The 15,582-nt window shown below is 60.4% G+C and carries 17 protein-coding genes; 9 read left to right on the forward strand and 8 right to left on the reverse strand.

Translation table 11 applies throughout. The features are described from left to right. On the forward strand, positions 1 to 1,263 hold the full coding sequence (gene metK / locus JNB91_RS21790; protein ID WP_148170983.1) for a methionine adenosyltransferase: 1,263 nt from the start codon (positions 1 to 3) through the stop codon (positions 1,261 to 1,263). 96 nt (positions 1,264 to 1,359) lie between these two features. After that, the gene (gene trmB, locus JNB91_RS21795) at positions 1,360 to 2,064 is read left to right on the forward strand and encodes a tRNA (guanine(46)-N(7))-methyltransferase TrmB (protein WP_220327579.1); all 705 of its coding nucleotides are present in this window, start codon (positions 1,360 to 1,362) and stop codon (positions 2,062 to 2,064) included. Positions 2,065 to 2,089: 25 nt separating this feature from the next. Here the strand turns inward: trmB and JNB91_RS21800 are convergent, their stop codons facing one another. Further along, complete coding sequence (locus JNB91_RS21800) at positions 2,090 to 2,347, reverse strand: BQ00720 family protein (RefSeq protein ID WP_148145967.1); 258 nt, start codon at positions 2,345 to 2,347, stop codon at positions 2,090 to 2,092. Positions 2,348 to 2,389: 42 nt separating this feature from the next. Further along, positions 2,390 to 2,818, reverse strand: a complete 429-nt coding sequence (locus JNB91_RS21805; protein ID WP_220327580.1) for an Hsp20 family protein — start codon at positions 2,816 to 2,818, stop codon at positions 2,390 to 2,392. A gap of 189 nt (positions 2,819 to 3,007) precedes the next feature. Here JNB91_RS21805 and JNB91_RS21810 point away from each other — a divergent pair, with 189 nt between their 5' ends. Further along, positions 3,008 to 3,949 (forward strand): nucleoside hydrolase, encoded by a 942-nt coding sequence (locus JNB91_RS21810; RefSeq protein ID WP_220327581.1) that lies wholly within the window; start codon positions 3,008 to 3,010, stop codon positions 3,947 to 3,949. A 45-nt stretch (positions 3,950 to 3,994) separates the two neighbouring features. Here the strand turns inward: JNB91_RS21810 and JNB91_RS21815 are convergent, their stop codons facing one another. From JNB91_RS21815 to JNB91_RS21825, 3 genes are all read right to left on the reverse strand, one after another. Further along, positions 3,995 to 6,331 carry a methyl-accepting chemotaxis protein gene (locus JNB91_RS21815; protein WP_220327582.1) on the reverse strand — a complete coding sequence of 779 codons (2,337 nt, stop codon included), beginning with the start codon at positions 6,329 to 6,331 and terminating at the stop codon, positions 3,995 to 3,997. Positions 6,332 to 6,517: 186 nt separating this feature from the next. Continuing rightward, on the reverse strand, positions 6,518 to 7,417 hold the full coding sequence (locus JNB91_RS21820) for a ribokinase (RefSeq protein WP_220327602.1): 900 nt from the start codon (positions 7,415 to 7,417) through the stop codon (positions 6,518 to 6,520). Positions 7,418 to 7,466: 49 nt separating this feature from the next. Continuing rightward, a complete protein-coding gene (locus JNB91_RS21825) occupies positions 7,467 to 8,669 on the reverse strand; it encodes a DNA recombination protein RmuC (protein ID WP_220327583.1) in 1,203 nt (400 codons plus the stop codon). A 112-nt stretch (positions 8,670 to 8,781) separates the two neighbouring features. Between JNB91_RS21825 and def the strand changes: the two genes are divergently transcribed. From def to truA, 5 genes are all read left to right on the forward strand, one after another. Beyond that, on the forward strand, positions 8,782 to 9,297 hold the full coding sequence (gene def / locus JNB91_RS21830; protein ID WP_220327584.1) for a peptide deformylase: 516 nt from the start codon (positions 8,782 to 8,784) through the stop codon (positions 9,295 to 9,297). Between the two features lie 63 nt (positions 9,298 to 9,360). Continuing rightward, a complete protein-coding gene (locus JNB91_RS21835) occupies positions 9,361 to 9,648 on the forward strand; it encodes a FitA-like ribbon-helix-helix domain-containing protein (RefSeq protein WP_220327585.1) in 288 nt (95 codons plus the stop codon). Continuing rightward, positions 9,645 to 10,064 (forward strand): type II toxin-antitoxin system VapC family toxin, encoded by a 420-nt coding sequence (locus JNB91_RS21840; RefSeq protein ID WP_220327586.1) that lies wholly within the window; start codon positions 9,645 to 9,647, stop codon positions 10,062 to 10,064. Before JNB91_RS21835 ends, JNB91_RS21840 begins: the two co-directional genes overlap by 4 nt. Before the next feature lie 20 nt (positions 10,065 to 10,084). Beyond that, entirely contained in the window at positions 10,085 to 11,032 is a 948-nt protein-coding gene (gene fmt / locus JNB91_RS21845) for a methionyl-tRNA formyltransferase (protein ID WP_220327587.1), read from the forward strand. Beyond that, entirely contained in the window at positions 11,032 to 11,787 is a 756-nt protein-coding gene (gene truA, locus JNB91_RS21850) for a tRNA pseudouridine(38-40) synthase TruA (RefSeq protein WP_220327588.1), read from the forward strand. The genes fmt and truA overlap by 1 nt, the downstream gene beginning before the upstream one ends. A 56-nt stretch (positions 11,788 to 11,843) precedes the next feature. Here the strand turns inward: truA and JNB91_RS21855 are convergent, their stop codons facing one another. The 3 genes from JNB91_RS21855 to dapD are packed head-to-tail and all read right to left on the reverse strand — an operon-like array spanning position 11,844 to position 14,495. Next, positions 11,844 to 12,440, reverse strand: a complete 597-nt coding sequence (locus JNB91_RS21855) for a hypothetical protein (RefSeq protein ID WP_220327589.1) — start codon at positions 12,438 to 12,440, stop codon at positions 11,844 to 11,846. Continuing rightward, positions 12,424 to 13,620 (reverse strand): succinyl-diaminopimelate desuccinylase, encoded by a 1,197-nt coding sequence (gene dapE, locus JNB91_RS21860; protein WP_220327590.1) that lies wholly within the window; start codon positions 13,618 to 13,620, stop codon positions 12,424 to 12,426. The genes JNB91_RS21855 and dapE overlap by 17 nt, the downstream gene beginning before the upstream one ends. Before the next feature lie 14 nt (positions 13,621 to 13,634). Further along, positions 13,635 to 14,495, reverse strand: a complete 861-nt coding sequence (gene dapD / locus JNB91_RS21865; protein WP_220327591.1) for a 2,3,4,5-tetrahydropyridine-2,6-dicarboxylate N-succinyltransferase — start codon at positions 14,493 to 14,495, stop codon at positions 13,635 to 13,637. 138 nt (positions 14,496 to 14,633) lie between these two features. Here dapD and JNB91_RS21870 point away from each other — a divergent pair, with 138 nt between their 5' ends. Further along, positions 14,634 to 15,494 (forward strand): LOG family protein, encoded by an 861-nt coding sequence (locus JNB91_RS21870; RefSeq protein WP_220327592.1) that lies wholly within the window; start codon positions 14,634 to 14,636, stop codon positions 15,492 to 15,494. The last annotated feature ends 88 nt before the right edge of the window (positions 15,495 to 15,582 follow it).

Below are 15,582 nucleotides of genomic sequence, written 5' to 3' on the forward strand. Positions count from 1 at the left end.
ATGCACGCCAATTATCTGTTCACCAGCGAGTCCGTGGCAGAAGGCCATCCGGATAAGGTCTGTGACCGCATTTCCGATGAAATCGTGGACCTCGTGTATCGCGAAGCTGCAAAGACAGGTGTTGATCCGTGGAAGGTTCGCATTGCCTGCGAAACGCTTGCGACCACCAACCGCGTTGTGATCGCCGGTGAAGTACGCCTGCCGCCGAGCCTGATGAAGAAGGACAAGAATGGCAACGACGTGATCAACCCGTCGAAGTTCAAGTCGGCAGCCCGCAAGGCGATCCGCGATATCGGCTACGAGCAGGACGGTTTCCACTGGAAGACGGCAAAGATCGACGTTCTGCTGCATTCCCAGTCTGCCGATATCGCGCAAGGCGTTGACAGTGCGGCCGACAAGCAGGGCGACGAAGGTGCCGGCGACCAGGGCATCATGTTCGGTTATGCCTGCAAGGAAACGCCGGACCTCATGCCGGCCCCTATCTATTATTCCCACAAGATCCTGCAGCTGCTCGCAACCGCCCGCAAGAAGGGCGAGGGCGATGCCGGCAAGCTTGGCCCTGATGCCAAGAGCCAGGTGACTGTGCGTTACGAAAACGGCAAGCCGACCGAAGTCGACTCGATCGTTCTCTCCACCCAGCACATCGATGCCAGCTGGGATAGTAAGAAGGTTCGCCAGGTCGTTGAACCCTATATCCGCGAAGCTCTCGGTGATCTGCCGATCGCTGCCGATTGCAAGTGGTACATCAACCCGACCGGCAAGTTCGTCATTGGCGGCCCGGATGGTGACGCTGGCCTGACCGGTCGCAAGATCATCGTCGACACCTATGGCGGCGCAGCCCCCCACGGCGGCGGCGCATTCTCCGGCAAGGACACGACCAAGGTCGATCGTTCGGCAGCTTATGCAGCCCGTTACCTTGCTAAGAACGTTGTCGCAGCAGGCTTTGCCGATCGCTGCACGATCCAGATCTCCTACGCGATCGGTATTGCCCAGCCGCTGTCGATCTATGTCGACCTGCACCAGACCGGCAAGAACGTTACCGAAGACCAGATCGAAAACGCGATCCGCAAGGTGATGGACCTGTCGCCGACCGGTATCCGTCGCCATCTCGATCTCAACAAGCCGATCTATGCCAAGACTTCGGCTTACGGTCACTTCGGCCGCAAGTCCGGCCGTGACGGTTCCTTCTCCTGGGAGAAGACCGATCTCGTGAAGCCGCTCAAGGACGCCTTGAAGGAAGACCTTCTGGTCGCGGCCGAATAAGGCATTTCCGATCGGGTCTTTACCGATCCGGTAATCACACGCTAAAGCGGGTGCCTTCTGCGGGCATCCGCTTCTTTGTTTTTGGACGACAAGATCATGACTGACGAGCAGCAGCACCCGACCCGGGCAACGGAAGCGTTTTACGGCCGCCGCAAGGGCAAGCCTCTTCGCGAGCGCCAGGCCGAAGGCATGGCGACGCTGTTGCCGGCCCTCAAGCTCGATCTCGCCTCACCGGCGCCGAACGACCTGCGCACCCTCTATCCCGTTGCGATCGAGCGCATGCGGCTCGAAATCGGCTTCGGCGGCGGCGAACATCTGGTTCATCGCGCCCGGGAAAATGAGACGACCGGTTTCATCGGCGTCGAGCCCTTCGTCAACTCCATGGCGAAGCTGCTGTCGCAGGTCGAGACCTATGATCTGAAGAACGTCCGCGTTTACGATGATGATGCGACGCAGGTTCTGGACTGGCTGCCGACAGGCTCGATCGACCAGATCGATCTTCTCTACGCCGATCCATGGCCCAAGCGGAAGCACTGGAAGCGTCGCTTCGTCTCACAGGTGAACCTGGAGCGTTTTCACCGCGTGCTGAAACCCGGCGGCACGTTCTGCTTCGCCTCGGATATCGATACCTATATAAATCACACGCTGATGCATTGCCGCGACCACGGCGGTTTTGCCTGGCAGGCCGAACAGTCTTCCGACTGGCTGACGCCCTATGCCGGCTGGCCGGGAACGCGCTACGAGAACAAGGCCCGCAGGGAAGGGCGCTCCTCAGCCTATCTTACCTTCATCAGGGCCTGAGCACGGCCCTGAAGACAAGAGATGGTCAGTGCAGGCTGACCGTCTTCAGGTCGTCTTCGGCTGCCTTGAAGAAGGTGCTGGACCGGTTGTCGGTCAACAGGATCGGCGTGCCATCGGCGCCAAACAGCGCCCAGAGATCCAGGCTGGGGTCCATATCGGGAGCCTCGGGAAAGCAGCGGGATACTTCTTCAGATCGCATCCTGCGGATATACCCGACTTCACCAGCACCAAGATGGGCGAGTTCGGATTGCGACAAATGCGTGTTCGCTTCTTTCAAGAGCATTCCAGCCTCCACTTGAGGGCGTCGGCCTTGATGCCGACCGTCCTAGTCTGAGACGGAAATATTAATTTTTCTCACCACACGCTGCGGTTCCGGCCTCACGAGATCGACCGAAAGAAGACCGTTCTTCAGGCAAGCCGCTGAGACTTCCATCCCGTCTGCAAGCATGAAAACCCTTTGAAACTGGCGTGCGGCAATGCCTCTGTGGAGGTAATCGCGCTCCGGCTGCTCGATCTGGCGGCCACGGATCACCAGCTGATTTTCTTCGGTCGTGACGTCGAGTTCGTCCTCGGAGAAGCCGGCGACGGCAAGCGTGATGCGCAATTTTTCATGCCCATCGGCAGTGCCCGACCTGATTCGCTCGATATTGTAGGGCGGGTAGCCTTCATTCGCCTTGGCGAGGCGTTCTAGTGTCTTTTCCATCGCATCGAAGCCCAGTAGCAGAGGGCTTGCGAAGGGTGTCATCCGGGTCATCGTTCAGTCCTTGCATCAAGCGACCATGCCGACGCCCAGAAGGCGCGCCGGAACTCGCCATTATATGGGTTGCCGCGATGAGGATCGCAAGCTGCGGCACGATGCGATGGCGGCAAAAGCCGTGCTGGCTGTGCTTGACAAACCATACGCGCGGCTCCACCAATCCCCCTCGAATTGAGGGGATGAACAATGTCGCCACGTAAGATTATTATCGATACCGATCCGGGCCAGGACGATGCCGCAGCGCTGATGCTGGCTTTCGCCAGCCCTGAAGAACTGGAAATTCTCGGCCTCTGTGCCGTTGCCGGAAATGTCCCCCTCTCGTTTACCAGCCGCAACCTGCGCATTGTCTGTGAACTCTGTGGCAAGCCGGATGCCAAGGTCTACGAGGGCGCTCTGAAGCCGCTCAACCGGCCGCAGGTGACCGCCGAGCATGTGCATGGCAAGACGGGGCTCGACGGTGCCGAACTGCCTGAACCAACCATGCAGGCGCAGGCCCAGTACGCCATCGATTTCATCATCGATACCTTGCGCCGCGAGCCTTCCGGCACGGTAACGATCTGCACGCTCGGTCCGCTGACCAATCTGGCTCTGGCACTGCAGAAAGCGCCGGATATCGCCGGCCGTATTCAGGAACTGGTGATGATGGGCGGCGGCTGCTTCGAAGGCGGCAACATTACGCCGGCGGCCGAGTTCAATATCTATGTCGATCCGGAAGCGGCCAAGATCGTTTTCGACGCCGGGATCCCGATCGTCATCATGCCGCTGGACGTGACGCATCAGCTCCTGACGACCAAGGACCGTGTTGCTAAGATCGCGGCGCTCGGCACGCGTCCGGCTCAGGTACTGGTCGAATGGCTGGCCTTCTTCGAGCGCTTCGACATTGAGAAATACGGCTCCGATGGCGGGCCGCTGCATGATCCGAGCGTGATTGCCTATCTGTTGAAGCCGGAACTCTTCTCCGGTCGTCTCTGCAATGTAGAAATCGAGGTCCAGTCGGAACTGACGGTAGGCATGACCGTGGTAGACTGGTGGCACGTGACCGACCGCAGGCGCAACGCGACCTTCATGCGCGATGTCGATCCGGACGGTTTCTTCGCGCTGCTGACGGAACGCGTCGCGCGCCTCTGACGTTCAGGACGCCGCCCTTCGCGGGCGGCATCCCAATTCGGTTCCTCAGAACTCTTCCCAGCTTTCCGCGACGGCTGCCGAGCCATGCGAAACGCCTGCCACCTTGCGCGGTGTATAGGCCGGTGTCTCAGCCCGGCGCGGAGCCGAAGACTGCATTCTCTGCGCCATCTGACGAAGCGGCTGCGCTGAACCGACGCTCGGAGACGACGTGCGGAAGCGTTGGACGAGATCCCGAAGCGTTTCGGCCTCGCCATTCAGCACGGCGCTGGCGGCGGTGGTTTCCTCCACCATCGCGGCGTTCTGCTGCGTCACCTGGTCCATCTGGTTGACGGCGGAATTGATCTCCTTCAGCCCCACCGCCTGCTCGCCGGCGGAAGAGGAGATTTGGCGGATCAGCCCGTTGATCTGCATCACCTGGATCGCGATCTTCTGCAGCGCATCGCCGGCCTTGCCGACCAGATCGACACCTTCGTGGACCTGCGTCGTCGAGGCGTTGATGAGTGTCTTGATCTCCTTTGCAGCGGTGGCGGAACGCTGCGCCAGTTCCCGCACCTCCTGCGCGACGACGGCGAACCCCTTGCCGGCTTCACCGGCGCGAGCAGCCTCGACGCCGGCATTCAGCGCGAGCAGATTGGTCTGGAAGGCGATCTCGTCGATCACGCTGATGATGCGCGAGATCTCCTGCGAGGAATGCGCGATAGCCTGCATCGAGGCGACGGCCTTCTGCACCACTTCGCCGGATTTTTCGGCGTCTTCGCAGGCAAGGTTGACAGTTGAGGCAGCCGTGCCGGCGTTTTCAGCACTGGAATTGACCTGTTCGGTCAGTTCGTTCAGCGCTGCGGCGGTCTGTTCGAGGCTCGCCGCCTGTTGCTCGGTGCGGTGAGAGAGGTCGCCGGTGCTGGCCGTGATTTCACGCGTGCCGTTACCGATATTCTGCACCGAAGAAGCGACCGAGATGACGGTGTTTTCGATGCTCTCGACAGCGCTATTGAAGTCGTGCTTCAGCTTCTCGTAGTCACCCGGGAATTCACCCGTCAGGCGATGCTGCAGGTTGCCGTTGGAAAGCTCCGCAAGGCCGGAAGCGAGAAGCTCCACCACATGCGCTTGCTGACGGGCCGCGGCTTCGCGCTCGGCGGCGGAACGATGGCGCAGGTCTTCGGCGGCACCACGCTGGGTTTCGGCTTCCGATGCGAGCCGCTTGCCATCGGCCAGCGTGTGGCGGAAACCTTCCAGCGATCTCGCCAACGCGCCGACCTCGTCATTCCGGTCCTGACCCTGTACGGCTTCGTTATATTTGCCTTCGCCGAGCTGGCCGACGCTGGCAAGCAGGGCATTCAGCGGGCGGCGCAGCAGCGAGCCGCTGGCAACCGAAAGCGTGACGATGACGGCACCGAGTAGGATGATGCCGCTGACGATCATCATGAAGGTCTGGTCGGTGACCGGAGCCATGATCACACTCATCGGCACATCGACGACGACAGCCCAGCTGGTATTGAGGTCAGGAACAGTGAAGGGATAGACGACCCGCTCGTAAAGTTCGCCATCAGGACCGGCCAGATTGTCGATCGTTGCCGGCTTGCCGGATTTCAGCGTCGAAAGCAGAACGTCGGTGCCCTGGCCCTCGACCGGCTTCATCAGATTGTCGGCGATATCCGGAACGATCCACTTGCCACCCTGAGAGACGAGCAACACTCGGCCGGAACCGAAGGGGCGCATTGCCTGCAGGGTCTTCGAAAGGGTCGCCATGGAAACATCGACCCCGGCAATGCCGATCAGCTTTTCGCCGGACAAGACCGGATAGGCGATCGAGCTCATGGCGGTCTTGTCGCCGGTCGAGCTTTCGATATAGGGCTGGGTCAGGGCGCCTTTCTTCGAGGCTGCCGGCAGGGCATACCATTCCGCCTGAGGATCGACCTCGAAGACGCTATAGGCAATGTTACCGGCCTTGTTCTTGGTCCAGTAAGGAGCAAGCTCGCCCTTCTTATTGCCGCCGAATTCGCTATTGCCGATGAACTCGGAATTCCGGCCGTCGAACGCGCCGGGCACTTCGGCAAACCAGCTGCCATAAGCAAACGTGTTCTGCTCGAGATTGGCCTTCAATGCGTCAATGACGTTCTTGCGATCGAGATATCCCGCCTCATGACCCCGGCCGATAACGCCGGCCATTGCGCGCGCAGCACCGGCAAGCTGGCCGATTTCGGTTGCCACCTCGTTGCCGATGGAACGCGCTTCGGCATTGGCCTGCTCCAGCGTAAGCGTGGTCACCCTGTCGCTTGTCTGGGAGATCATGAAGACGTTGGAGACGATGAGCAGCAGCGCGATGGCGATGCTGGTGACGACGATCAGTTTTTTCGAAAGGGAATTCAGGCGCAGGAAGGACATGACTTGCCTCGTGGATCCGTGGGGCGGAGATCGCTGACATGGCAAGTGAAAGGCCCCATCATGGGGCGTTCTGCTCGGCTGACGCCGTAAGAAGAAGATGCCGAGGCGACGCTACTTGGCATCTGTTAAATTTGACTGAAATTGCATTGAACCACAGGCCCGGTTTTCCGGGCCAGTGAGAGGCTTTTACACCTTCTGATCCACTGCATCCGCAAGTGGGATCGAAGGCTGAGCGCCACGCGAAAGGCAGGCAAGCGATCCGGCGACAGCCGCGCGGCGAAGGGCCTGCGCAAAGGTCAGCCCCTGGTCGAGACTGGCGGCGAGATAACCACAGAACGTATCGCCGGCTCCCACCGTATCGACCGGCTCGATCACCAGCCCCTTGGTCGTCAGGATCTCGCCATCGCGGATGGCGATGACGCCATTGCCGCCGAGGGTGACGACGAATGTCTGGCCGGTCTTGGAATGCAGCGCCTTGAGTGCCGCAATCCGCGCCTCGTTGCTCTCAGCAGGCTCGCCAGCGACGAGGTCGAACTCGGTCTCGTTGGCAACAACGATATCGGCAAGACCGGAAAGCCGGACCGCATCACCGGTAAACGGTGCGGTGTTGAGAATGGTGGTAACACCTTTTTCTCGCGCGGCCTTGAGTGCTGCCTCGACGGCGGCTGGCGGAATTTCGAGCTGCAGCATCAGCGTATCGCCTGCCGACATCGCATCGACCGTCTTGACCGCTTCATCGGCGGTGATCGTGCCGTTCGCGCCGGGAATGACGACAATCATGTTCTCGCCATCGCCACCGACGAGAATGAGCGCCGTGCCGGTAGGCTCGCTGGCCTTGAGCACGGAGGAAAGGTCGGTTCCCGCATCCTTCAGAAGCGCAAGCGCCGGATCGGCAAACGTGTCGCTGCCAACGGCCCCTGACATTTTCACCGCGCTGCCGGCCCGCCGCGCCGCGAGCGCCTGATTGGCGCCTTTGCCTCCGGCTGCGGTCGAAAACGTCTGCCCCGGAACCGTCTCGCCCGGCTTCGGCAATGTTGCCGTGGTCGCGATGAGATCCATGTTGATGGAGCCGAAAACGGTGATCATGTTCATGCCTGCTGCTGATAATTTGTCGGCGGGACAGTGCCTGAGAGGATCACTCTTCGTCAACTACCCGAAGTCGCAGAAGACCCGTGCGGCTCTCGACAGATTTCGGCTGCGGAGCCTCCGTCGATGGCTCGGCTTTCGCCGGCGCTTCCAGTTCCAGCGAGGAGATCCGGTTGCCGCGTCGGGTCAGCTTTTCGGTGGAGGTGAGGATCTGCTCGACATCCTTTTCCGCCGCAAGGAAATGCGACTGCAGCTTGCGTGTGCGATCGTCGAGCCGCATCAGATCCTCCATCAGCAGCCCGACTTCACCCTGTATCAGATGCGCCTGCTCGCGCATCCGCTGGTCTCGGAGCACGGCCTGGATAACCTGGATCGACAGAAGCAGCAGCGACGGCGAGACGATCACCACGCGAGAGCGCTGCGCCTTCTGCACCACCGCATCGAAATGCTCGTGGATCTCGGCAAAGATCGATTCCGATGGCACGAAGAGAAGCACGGTATCCTGTGTCTCACCGGCAATCAGGTATTTTTCCGAGACATCGCGGATATGAACGTCCATATCCCGGCGAAACTGCTGGGCCGCAGCACGCCGCGCATCGGGCGAGGCGGCCTCGCGAAAGGCGGTCCAGGCCTCAAGCGGAAATTTTGCATCGATCACCAGCGGCGGTGCGCCGTTCGGCATCTTGATCACGCAATCCGGTCGCGTTCCGTTGGAAAGCGGTGACTGGAAGGAATAGGCCCCGTGCGGCAACCCGTCGGCAACGATCGTTTCCATCCGGCCCTGGCCGAATGCCCCGCGCGTCTGCTTGTTGGAAAGGATCGCTTGTAAGCCCACGACATCTTTGGCGAGCGTCTGGATGTTGTTCTGCGCAGCATCGATGACCGCCAGCCGCTCCTGCAGCTTGCGAAGGTTCTCATGCGTCGATTTCGTCTGCTCGGTAATCGTCGAACCCAGCCGGTGGGTCATACCGTCGAGCCGCTGGTTAACCGCATGATTGAGCTCCGCCTGACGGCTAGTGATCGTCTCGGCCATGGCGGCCACACGTCCGTGCATCTCGCCCTGCATCCGCACCAGCTCTGCCAGGCGCGCCTCAGCATCCATCGTCCGCTGCGTCATCTCTTCGCGCTGCCGGCCGCCACGAAGCACGGAAAAGAGCGCGATCATGATTGCCAGAACGGCAAGACATGCTCCGATGAACAGGACGGGAAGCGCAAAATCGGGCGGCAGGAAGTCTGCAAGGGTCTCTCTCATGTGGCCACTCTAGCAGATTGTACCCACAGCGGAAGATCAAAACGTGAACATTTGTCGGGAAGCGCTCAGCATCCCTGTTCCATCGACGCAAAAGATGCGCTATGGGGCAGGCATGACAATCAAGCCGCTCATCATTCTTCCCGACCCGCTTCTCAGGCAGGTCTCCGCGCCGATCGAAACCGTCAATGCCGAGCTCTTGAAGCTCGCCGACGACATGCTGGAAACCATGTATGACGCGCCGGGCATCGGCCTTGCCGCGATCCAGATCGGCGTGCCGAAGCGCGTGCTCGTCATCGACGTCTCGCGCGAAGACGAGGAGAAGAACCCGCAGGTCTTCATCAACCCTGAAATCGTCAAGTCTTCCGATGATCTGTCGGTTTATGAAGAGGGCTGCCTTTCGATCCCGGATTATTACGCCGAAGTCGAGCGTCCGGCCACGATCGGCGTGAAATATGTCGGCCGTGATGGCAAGGAACATCTGCTCGAAGCCGATGGCCTGCTTGCCACCTGCCTGCAACACGAGATGGACCACCTGAACGGCGTGCTCTTCATCGACCATATTTCGAGGCTGAAGCGCGAGATGGTGATCAAGAAGTTCACCAAGCTTGCCAAGGGCAAGGCTGTTTAGCGAAAACTTGAAACTCTGCCGCCTCAGGCTTATGATATCGCTGATATCAAGCTGGAGGTTGGTATGGGTGACATGCTGATCCGTAACGTTTCCGATGCCATGAAGCGGGATATTGCCGCGCGCGCGGATAAGAACGGCCGAAGCTTGTCGGACGAGACCAAGGCGCTGCTTCAGAAGGCTATGTTGAGCGATAAGGCAGAGGCGTCACCCCAACGGAGCGCGTTGGATGCCATGCGCGAAGTATTGCTTCCATTTTCCGATGAGGAAAGGGATGCGTTTTCGCGGATGATGGACGAGGTCGAGGCTGAGCGAAAGAAGGATTTCGGGCGGCCGTTAGAGGATTTCGAGTGATCGTCCTCGACACCAACATCATTTCCGAAATTACTAAGGCTGCGCCCGACCGGAATGTCTTGGAATGGTTTGCAGTATCCCCGGAAGGCGACATTTATCTCTGCGATACCGTGCTGATGGAGCAATCTTTCGGTGCGGAGCGGTTCTGGCTCAGGGCAGGCTCGCGACGATACTACGAGACATTCGAGCGCCTTTTGGTGGTGCATAATGGCAGGGTATTACCATTCGATCGCTGGGCATCGATTGAGACGGGCAAGCTGCGTGCGAGGCGTGAAAACATCGGCCGCCCGATCAGCCTGCAGGATGCCATGATCGCCGCAACCTGCCTCGCTCATGGTGCAACACTGGCCACCCGCAACGTAAAAGACTTCGAGGGGCTTGATCTTCGGCTGGTAAACCCGTTTGAAGGCGCCTGAACAGTATTGAGGTCAAGCGCATGTCACTTCGCATCATCTTCATGGGCACGCCGGATTTTTCCGTGCCGACATTGCAGAACCTCAAGCAGGCCGGCCACGAGATCGTCGCGGTCTATACCCAGCCGCCGCGCCCGGCCGGTCGCCGCGGGCTCGACCTCACCAAGTCTCCGGTGCATCAGGCGGCAGAGCTTCTCGGCATTCCGGTTCTGACACCGCTGAATTTCAAGGCTGAAGAGGATCGCCAGACATTTCGCGATTTCAACGCGGATGTCGCGGTCGTCGTGGCCTATGGCCTGCTTTTGCCGGTCGCGATCCTCGAAGGCACGAAGCTTGGCTGCTACAACGGCCATGCCTCGCTTCTGCCGCGCTGGCGGGGTGCCGCTCCCATCCAGCGCGCCATCATGGCCGGTGACGAAAAGACCGGTATGATCGTGATGAAGATGGAAAAGGGGCTGGATACCGGTCCGATGGCGCTGACCAGGGAAGTCGATATTACCGAGGCGATGACGGCCGGCGAACTGCATGACAAGCTGATGCTCGTCGGCGCCCGCGCCATGGTCGAGGCGATGGAAAGGCTCGAAGCCGACGAACTGCCGCTGACGCCGCAGCCGGAAGAGGGTGTGCTTTACGCCGCCAAGATCGACAAAGCCGAAACCCGCATCGATTTTTCCCGGTCTGCGCGTGACGTGCATAACCATATCCGTGGGCTTTCACCGTTTCCGGGCGCATGGTTCGAAGCCGAGATCAATGGCAAGCCGGAGCGTATCAAGGTTCTTAACTCCGCGATCGGAGAGGGGAGCGGTGCCACCGGGCAGCTTCTTGACGATGCGCTGACCGTTGCCTGCGGCGACGGTGCCGTGAAACTAACACGCCTGCAGAAAGCGGGCGGCAAGCCGCTGGACGCAGGCGACTTTCTGCGTGGCACGCCTCTGCCCAAAGGCACCAAACTTCCTGTTGGGGCTGCCTGATGCCGCGTTTCCGCATGACCGTCGAATATGACGGCACGTCCTATGTCGGCTGGCAGATGCAGGAAAACGGCCATTCGGTGCAGGCCGCGTTGCAGAACGGCATCCTGTCGCTCACCGGGGAGACCGTCTCTGTTCGTGGTGCCGGTCGCACCGATTCAGGCGTTCATGCGAGGGGCCAGGTCATCCACGCCGATCTGTCTCGCGAATGGCAACCTTTCAAGCTGCGCAATGCGCTCAACGCTCATCTGATGATGGCGAGTGAGCGTGTCTCGATCATCGATGTGCAGCAGGTCTCGGACGAGTTCGATGCACGGTTCTCGGCGGTGAAGCGGCATTACCTCTACCGCATCATCAGCCGCCCGTCGCCGCTGGCGATCGAGGCCGGGCGCGCCTGGTGGGTGCCGAAGGAACTCGACCACGAGGCGATGCACGCCGCCGCCCAGATGCTTGTCGGCCATCACGACTTCACCACCTTCCGCTCCGCCCATTGCCAGGCGAAAAGCCCGGTAAGAACGCTGGACCGGCTGGATGTGACACGCTCCGGCGACCTGATCGAGATCCGCGCCAGCGCCCAGAGCTTTCTGCACAACCAGATCCGCTCTTTTGCCGGTACACTGAAGCTGGCCGGTGAGGCCAAGATGTCACCCGACGACGTGCGGCGGGCGCTTGAGGCGCGTGACCGCAAGGAATGCGGCCCGGTCGCACCACCAGAAGGCCTCTATTTCATGAAGGTCGATTATCCGGGCGATACCTGAAGCAATTCCAGCAAAAGTGGGAACCGGTTTTGCGTCCGGAATTGCGTTGACATGAATCAGTAGGGCGAGACGCCGAGATAGGATTGCAAGAGGTCGGCGACGATGAGCCCCGGCACCAAAAGCACAAGCATCGTCGTCGCCACGACAAGCGGCTCCGGCCCACAGATCTGCCGCACGAAACGGGAAATGGCGAAGATCGTCGCGATCAGCAAGGCGAGCTGCACAAGTGCAATCAGTCCTGCGGCAAAGGGGATGAGAAACAGCAGCAGCGTCATCACCGCATAGGCATAGGAGACCGGCACCGACAGCCAGTTGGTTGCCACCACGATCGAAACGAACTTGCGCTCGGTCTTCAAAAGCAGGCAAAGAATGCCGAACAGCGTAAGCGGCAGTATCCAGTTGATCGCCTCGATCAGGAACAGCCTGAGATAAAAGGCGAGGCCCGCCTTCGTGCCTTCAGGGTTCGCAGAGAGGAAGGCGTAGCGCATGCCGGTCCAATAGACGAACATCGCCGGCAGGCACCAGAGGAAAGCCCAGAACGACCGCATCATGCCGCGGTCGGTCATGTCGAGCCGTTTCAGGCCCTGCGCGTCACCTTTGAAGAGCAACCAGAGGCCGCTGATGTAGAATTTGACTTCAGGAAATGGAGGCATCGCCGAACCAGCGGGAGATGAAGGTTCCGTAGATCTGGGTCAGAGTCTCGAGATCGGCAAGGGCAACACGCTCGTCCACCATATGCATGGTCTGCCCGACGAGGCCGAATTCGACGACCGGGCAATAGTCCTTGATGAACCGGGCATCAGATGTGCCGCCGGTGGTCGACAGTGCCGGCTGCTTGCCGGTCACGGCTTCGACGGCGGCCGAAAGCGAGCCGATCAATGCGTTGTTGCGGGTCAAAAACACATGGCTCGGACGTTCGGCCCAGGTGATCTCGTATCTGGTCGGCTGGCGATCCGGCCGCAGCGTCTGGTCGGCCGCAGCCTCATCAAGCCTGCGCAGGATCTCGGCCTTCACCGTGTCGGCAGTCCATGTGTCGTTGAAGCGGATGTTGAAGGCGAAGCTTGCCTTGGCCGGCACGACATTGGTCGCAGGATTTCCGACATCGACCGTCGTCACTTCCAGATTGGAAGCAGGAAATTCCGGCGTCCCCGCATCGAAAGGTGGATCCATCAGAGCTGAAGCAAGCGGCAGCAGACCACGAACGGCATTATCCGCCAGATGCGGATAGGCCGCATGGCCCTGCACGCCGAACACCGTGACCTTGCCGGACACGGAGCCGCGGCGGCCGATCTTGATCATGTCGCCGAGCATTTCGGGATTGGTCGGTTCGCCGACCAGGCAGGCATCCCAGCGCTCGCCTTTTTCAGCTGCCCATTTCAAAAGCTTTTCCGTGCCGTTGACGGAAGGGCCTTCCTCGTCGCCGGTAATCAGGAAGGAAATCGATCCTTCTGGTGCGCCATGCTCTTCGATATGGCGGGCGACAGCTGCGACAAAGCAGGCGATGCCGCCCTTCATGTCGACTGCACCGCGGCCGAACATCTCGCCATCGGCGATCTCGGCGCCAAAGGGCGGATGGCTCCAGGAAGCCTCGTCACCGACCGGCACGACATCCGTATGGCCGGCGAACATCAGATGCGGCCCGTCTGTTCCAAGACGGGCATAGAGATTTTCGACGTCTGGCAGGCCTGGCTCCGTCGCGATCATCCGCTCGACCTTAAAGCCGAGCGGCGCAAGCATCGCTTCGAGTGCCGAAAGCGCGCCGCCTTCCGCCGGGGTGACGGAAGGGCAACGGATCAGCGTTTGCAGGTTTGCAATCGGATCGGAAACAGACATCGAATTGGTCTCAATTAGTCGCGCAGCAGCTCGTTGATGCCCGTCTTGGAGCGGGTCTTCTCATCGACGGTCTTAACGATGACGGCGCAATAGAGATGCGGAGCCGGAGCACCGTTCGGCATCGTCGCATTGCCCGACGGCATCGAGCCGGCGACGACGACGGAATAGGGCGGTACTTCGCCATAGGTCACTTCGCCGGTGGCGCGGTTGACGATCTTGGTCGACTTGCCGATGTAGACGCCCATGCCGAGAACCGAGCCCTCGCGGATGATGCAGCCTTCGACGACTTCCGAACGGGCACCGATGAAGCAATTGTCTTCGATGATCGTCGGACCGGCCTGCATCGGCTCGAGCACGCCGCCGATACCGACGCCGCCCGACAGATGCACATGCTTGCCGATCTGCGCGCAGGAGCCGACGGTTGCCCAGGTATCGACCATCGTGCCCTCATCGACAAAGGCGCCGAGGTTGACGAAGGACGGCATCAGCACGACGTTCTTGGCGATATAGGCCGAGCGGCGCACGACGGCGTTCGGCACGGCGCGGAAGCCGGCGGAACGGAACTGGTTCTCGCCCCAGCCTTCGAACTTGGACGGAACCTTGTCCCACCAGGTGGAGTTACCCGGACCACCCTTGACGACGTCCATGTCGTTCAGGCGGAAGGAGAGGAGAACGGCCTTCTTGAGCCACTGGTTGACGGTCCAGGTGCCGTCCTCGCCGCGAACCGCGACGCGGGCCTGGCCGCTGTCGAGAAGGTTGAGTGAGGTTTCCACCGCATCGCGTACTTCGCCTTTGGTCGAGATGGTGACGCTGTCGCGGTTGTCGAAAGCGGTCTCGATTGTCTTTTCGAGGGCGGCGAGGTCGAAGCTGCTCATGGAAGATCCTTAAACGTCACGCGGTATCGTGATGGCTGGGAAGGTGGTCATTTGGTCCCATTTGCTCTAAGCGACCGCCACTCAAGCGTCAATGTGAATTGGCGTCAACCATGGTTGGCGCGGGAAGGAAGCATCAGCATGTCGAAGAGAAGGCAGGAAGCACGAGGCCAGCAGGACAAGGTGTGGGAGCCGCTGAAGGACAGTACGGCCGACAAGCATGCGGCCGCCGCCCAGCCCAAGACGCCGCAGACGCAGTCGCCCTCCTATCGCCTCGCTTTCGCCGATGAGGAATTCCTGTGCAGCAAGGAACTGCGCCCCGTGCGGCTGCAGCTCGAGCTGGCGAAAACGGAAATGATCCTCAGCGAAAAGGGCATCGCATCCACCGTCGTCCTGTTCGGTGGCGCGCGTATTCCGGCACCCGGCCAGAAGCCCTGGGCCGCCCATAACGAGACCCAGCACAACAATCTCCAGGCGGCTTCCGTCTATTATGACGAGGCGCGAAAATTTGCCGCGCTCTGCGGAGAATATTCGGCGAAGTTCGACCATAAGGAATTCGTCGTCGTCACCGGCGGCGGTCCCGGCGTCATGGAAGCGGGCAATCGTGGCGCGACGGAAGCCGGCGCCCCGACGATCGGCCTCAACATCATGCTGCCGCACGAGCAGGCACCGAACCCCTATGTGACGCCCGAGCTTTCCTTCAACTTCCACTATTTCGCCATCCGCAAAATGCATTTCATGATGCGGGCAAAGGCGGTTGCGGTTTTCCCCGGCGGTTTCGGCACGCTGGATGAAATGTTCGAGGCGCTGACGCTGATCCAGACCAAGCGGATGGAGCGCATTCCGCTCATCCTGTTTGCGGAAAAATTCTGGCGCAGCATCATCAATTTCGAGGCGCTGGCAGATTTCGGCACGATCGCGCCGGAAGATATCGAGCTGATTAATTTCGTCGAGACCGCCGACGAAGCCTGGAAGGTCATCCAGGAATTCTACGAGGACTAAAATAGAAGACCCGCCCCTCGGGGGAGAGGCGGGCCTTTGTCGACAACTGCCGGGCTAGTTCCGTTATGCGGGGGGCGGGGAACTAGAG

The sequence above is a fragment of the Aliirhizobium wenxiniae genome (assembly GCF_019511445.1).
Taxonomy (GTDB): Bacteria; Pseudomonadota; Alphaproteobacteria; order Rhizobiales; family Rhizobiaceae; genus Neorhizobium; species Neorhizobium wenxiniae_A.

Bases quoted from the DNA above. Each gene is read 5' to 3' on its own strand.
- truA (WP_220327588.1), top strand. From the start codon at position 11,032: ATGCCGCGTTTCCGCATGACCGTCGAATATGACGGCACGTCCTATGTC.
- JNB91_RS21810 (WP_220327581.1), top strand. From the start codon at position 3,008: ATGTCGCCACGTAAGATTATTATCGATACCGATCCGGGCCAGGACGAT.
- JNB91_RS21800 (WP_148145967.1), bottom strand. From the start codon at position 2,347: ATGCTCTTGAAAGAAGCGAACACGCATTTGTCGCAATCCGAACTCGCC.
- JNB91_RS21855 (WP_220327589.1), bottom strand. From the start codon at position 12,440: ATGCCTCCATTTCCTGAAGTCAAATTCTACATCAGCGGCCTCTGGTTG.
- JNB91_RS21870 (WP_220327592.1), top strand. From the start codon at position 14,634: ATGTCGAAGAGAAGGCAGGAAGCACGAGGCCAGCAGGACAAGGTGTGG.
- JNB91_RS21805 (WP_220327580.1), bottom strand. From the start codon at position 2,818: ATGACCCGGATGACACCCTTCGCAAGCCCTCTGCTACTGGGCTTCGAT.
- dapE (WP_220327590.1), bottom strand. From the start codon at position 13,620: ATGTCTGTTTCCGATCCGATTGCAAACCTGCAAACGCTGATCCGTTGC.
- def (WP_220327584.1), top strand. From the start codon at position 8,782: ATGACAATCAAGCCGCTCATCATTCTTCCCGACCCGCTTCTCAGGCAG.
- JNB91_RS21820 (WP_220327602.1), bottom strand. From the start codon at position 7,417: ATGATCACCGTTTTCGGCTCCATCAACATGGATCTCATCGCGACCACG.
- JNB91_RS21835 (WP_220327585.1), top strand. From the start codon at position 9,361: ATGGGTGACATGCTGATCCGTAACGTTTCCGATGCCATGAAGCGGGAT.
- dapD (WP_220327591.1), bottom strand. From the start codon at position 14,495: ATGAGCAGCTTCGACCTCGCCGCCCTCGAAAAGACAATCGAGACCGCT.
- JNB91_RS21825 (WP_220327583.1), bottom strand. From the start codon at position 8,669: ATGAGAGAGACCCTTGCAGACTTCCTGCCGCCCGATTTTGCGCTTCCC.
- JNB91_RS21815 (WP_220327582.1), bottom strand. From the start codon at position 6,331: ATGTCCTTCCTGCGCCTGAATTCCCTTTCGAAAAAACTGATCGTCGTC.
- trmB (WP_220327579.1), top strand. From the start codon at position 1,360: ATGACTGACGAGCAGCAGCACCCGACCCGGGCAACGGAAGCGTTTTAC.
- fmt (WP_220327587.1), top strand. From the start codon at position 10,085: ATGTCACTTCGCATCATCTTCATGGGCACGCCGGATTTTTCCGTGCCG.
- metK (WP_148170983.1), top strand. From the start codon at position 1: ATGCACGCCAATTATCTGTTCACCAGCGAGTCCGTGGCAGAAGGCCAT.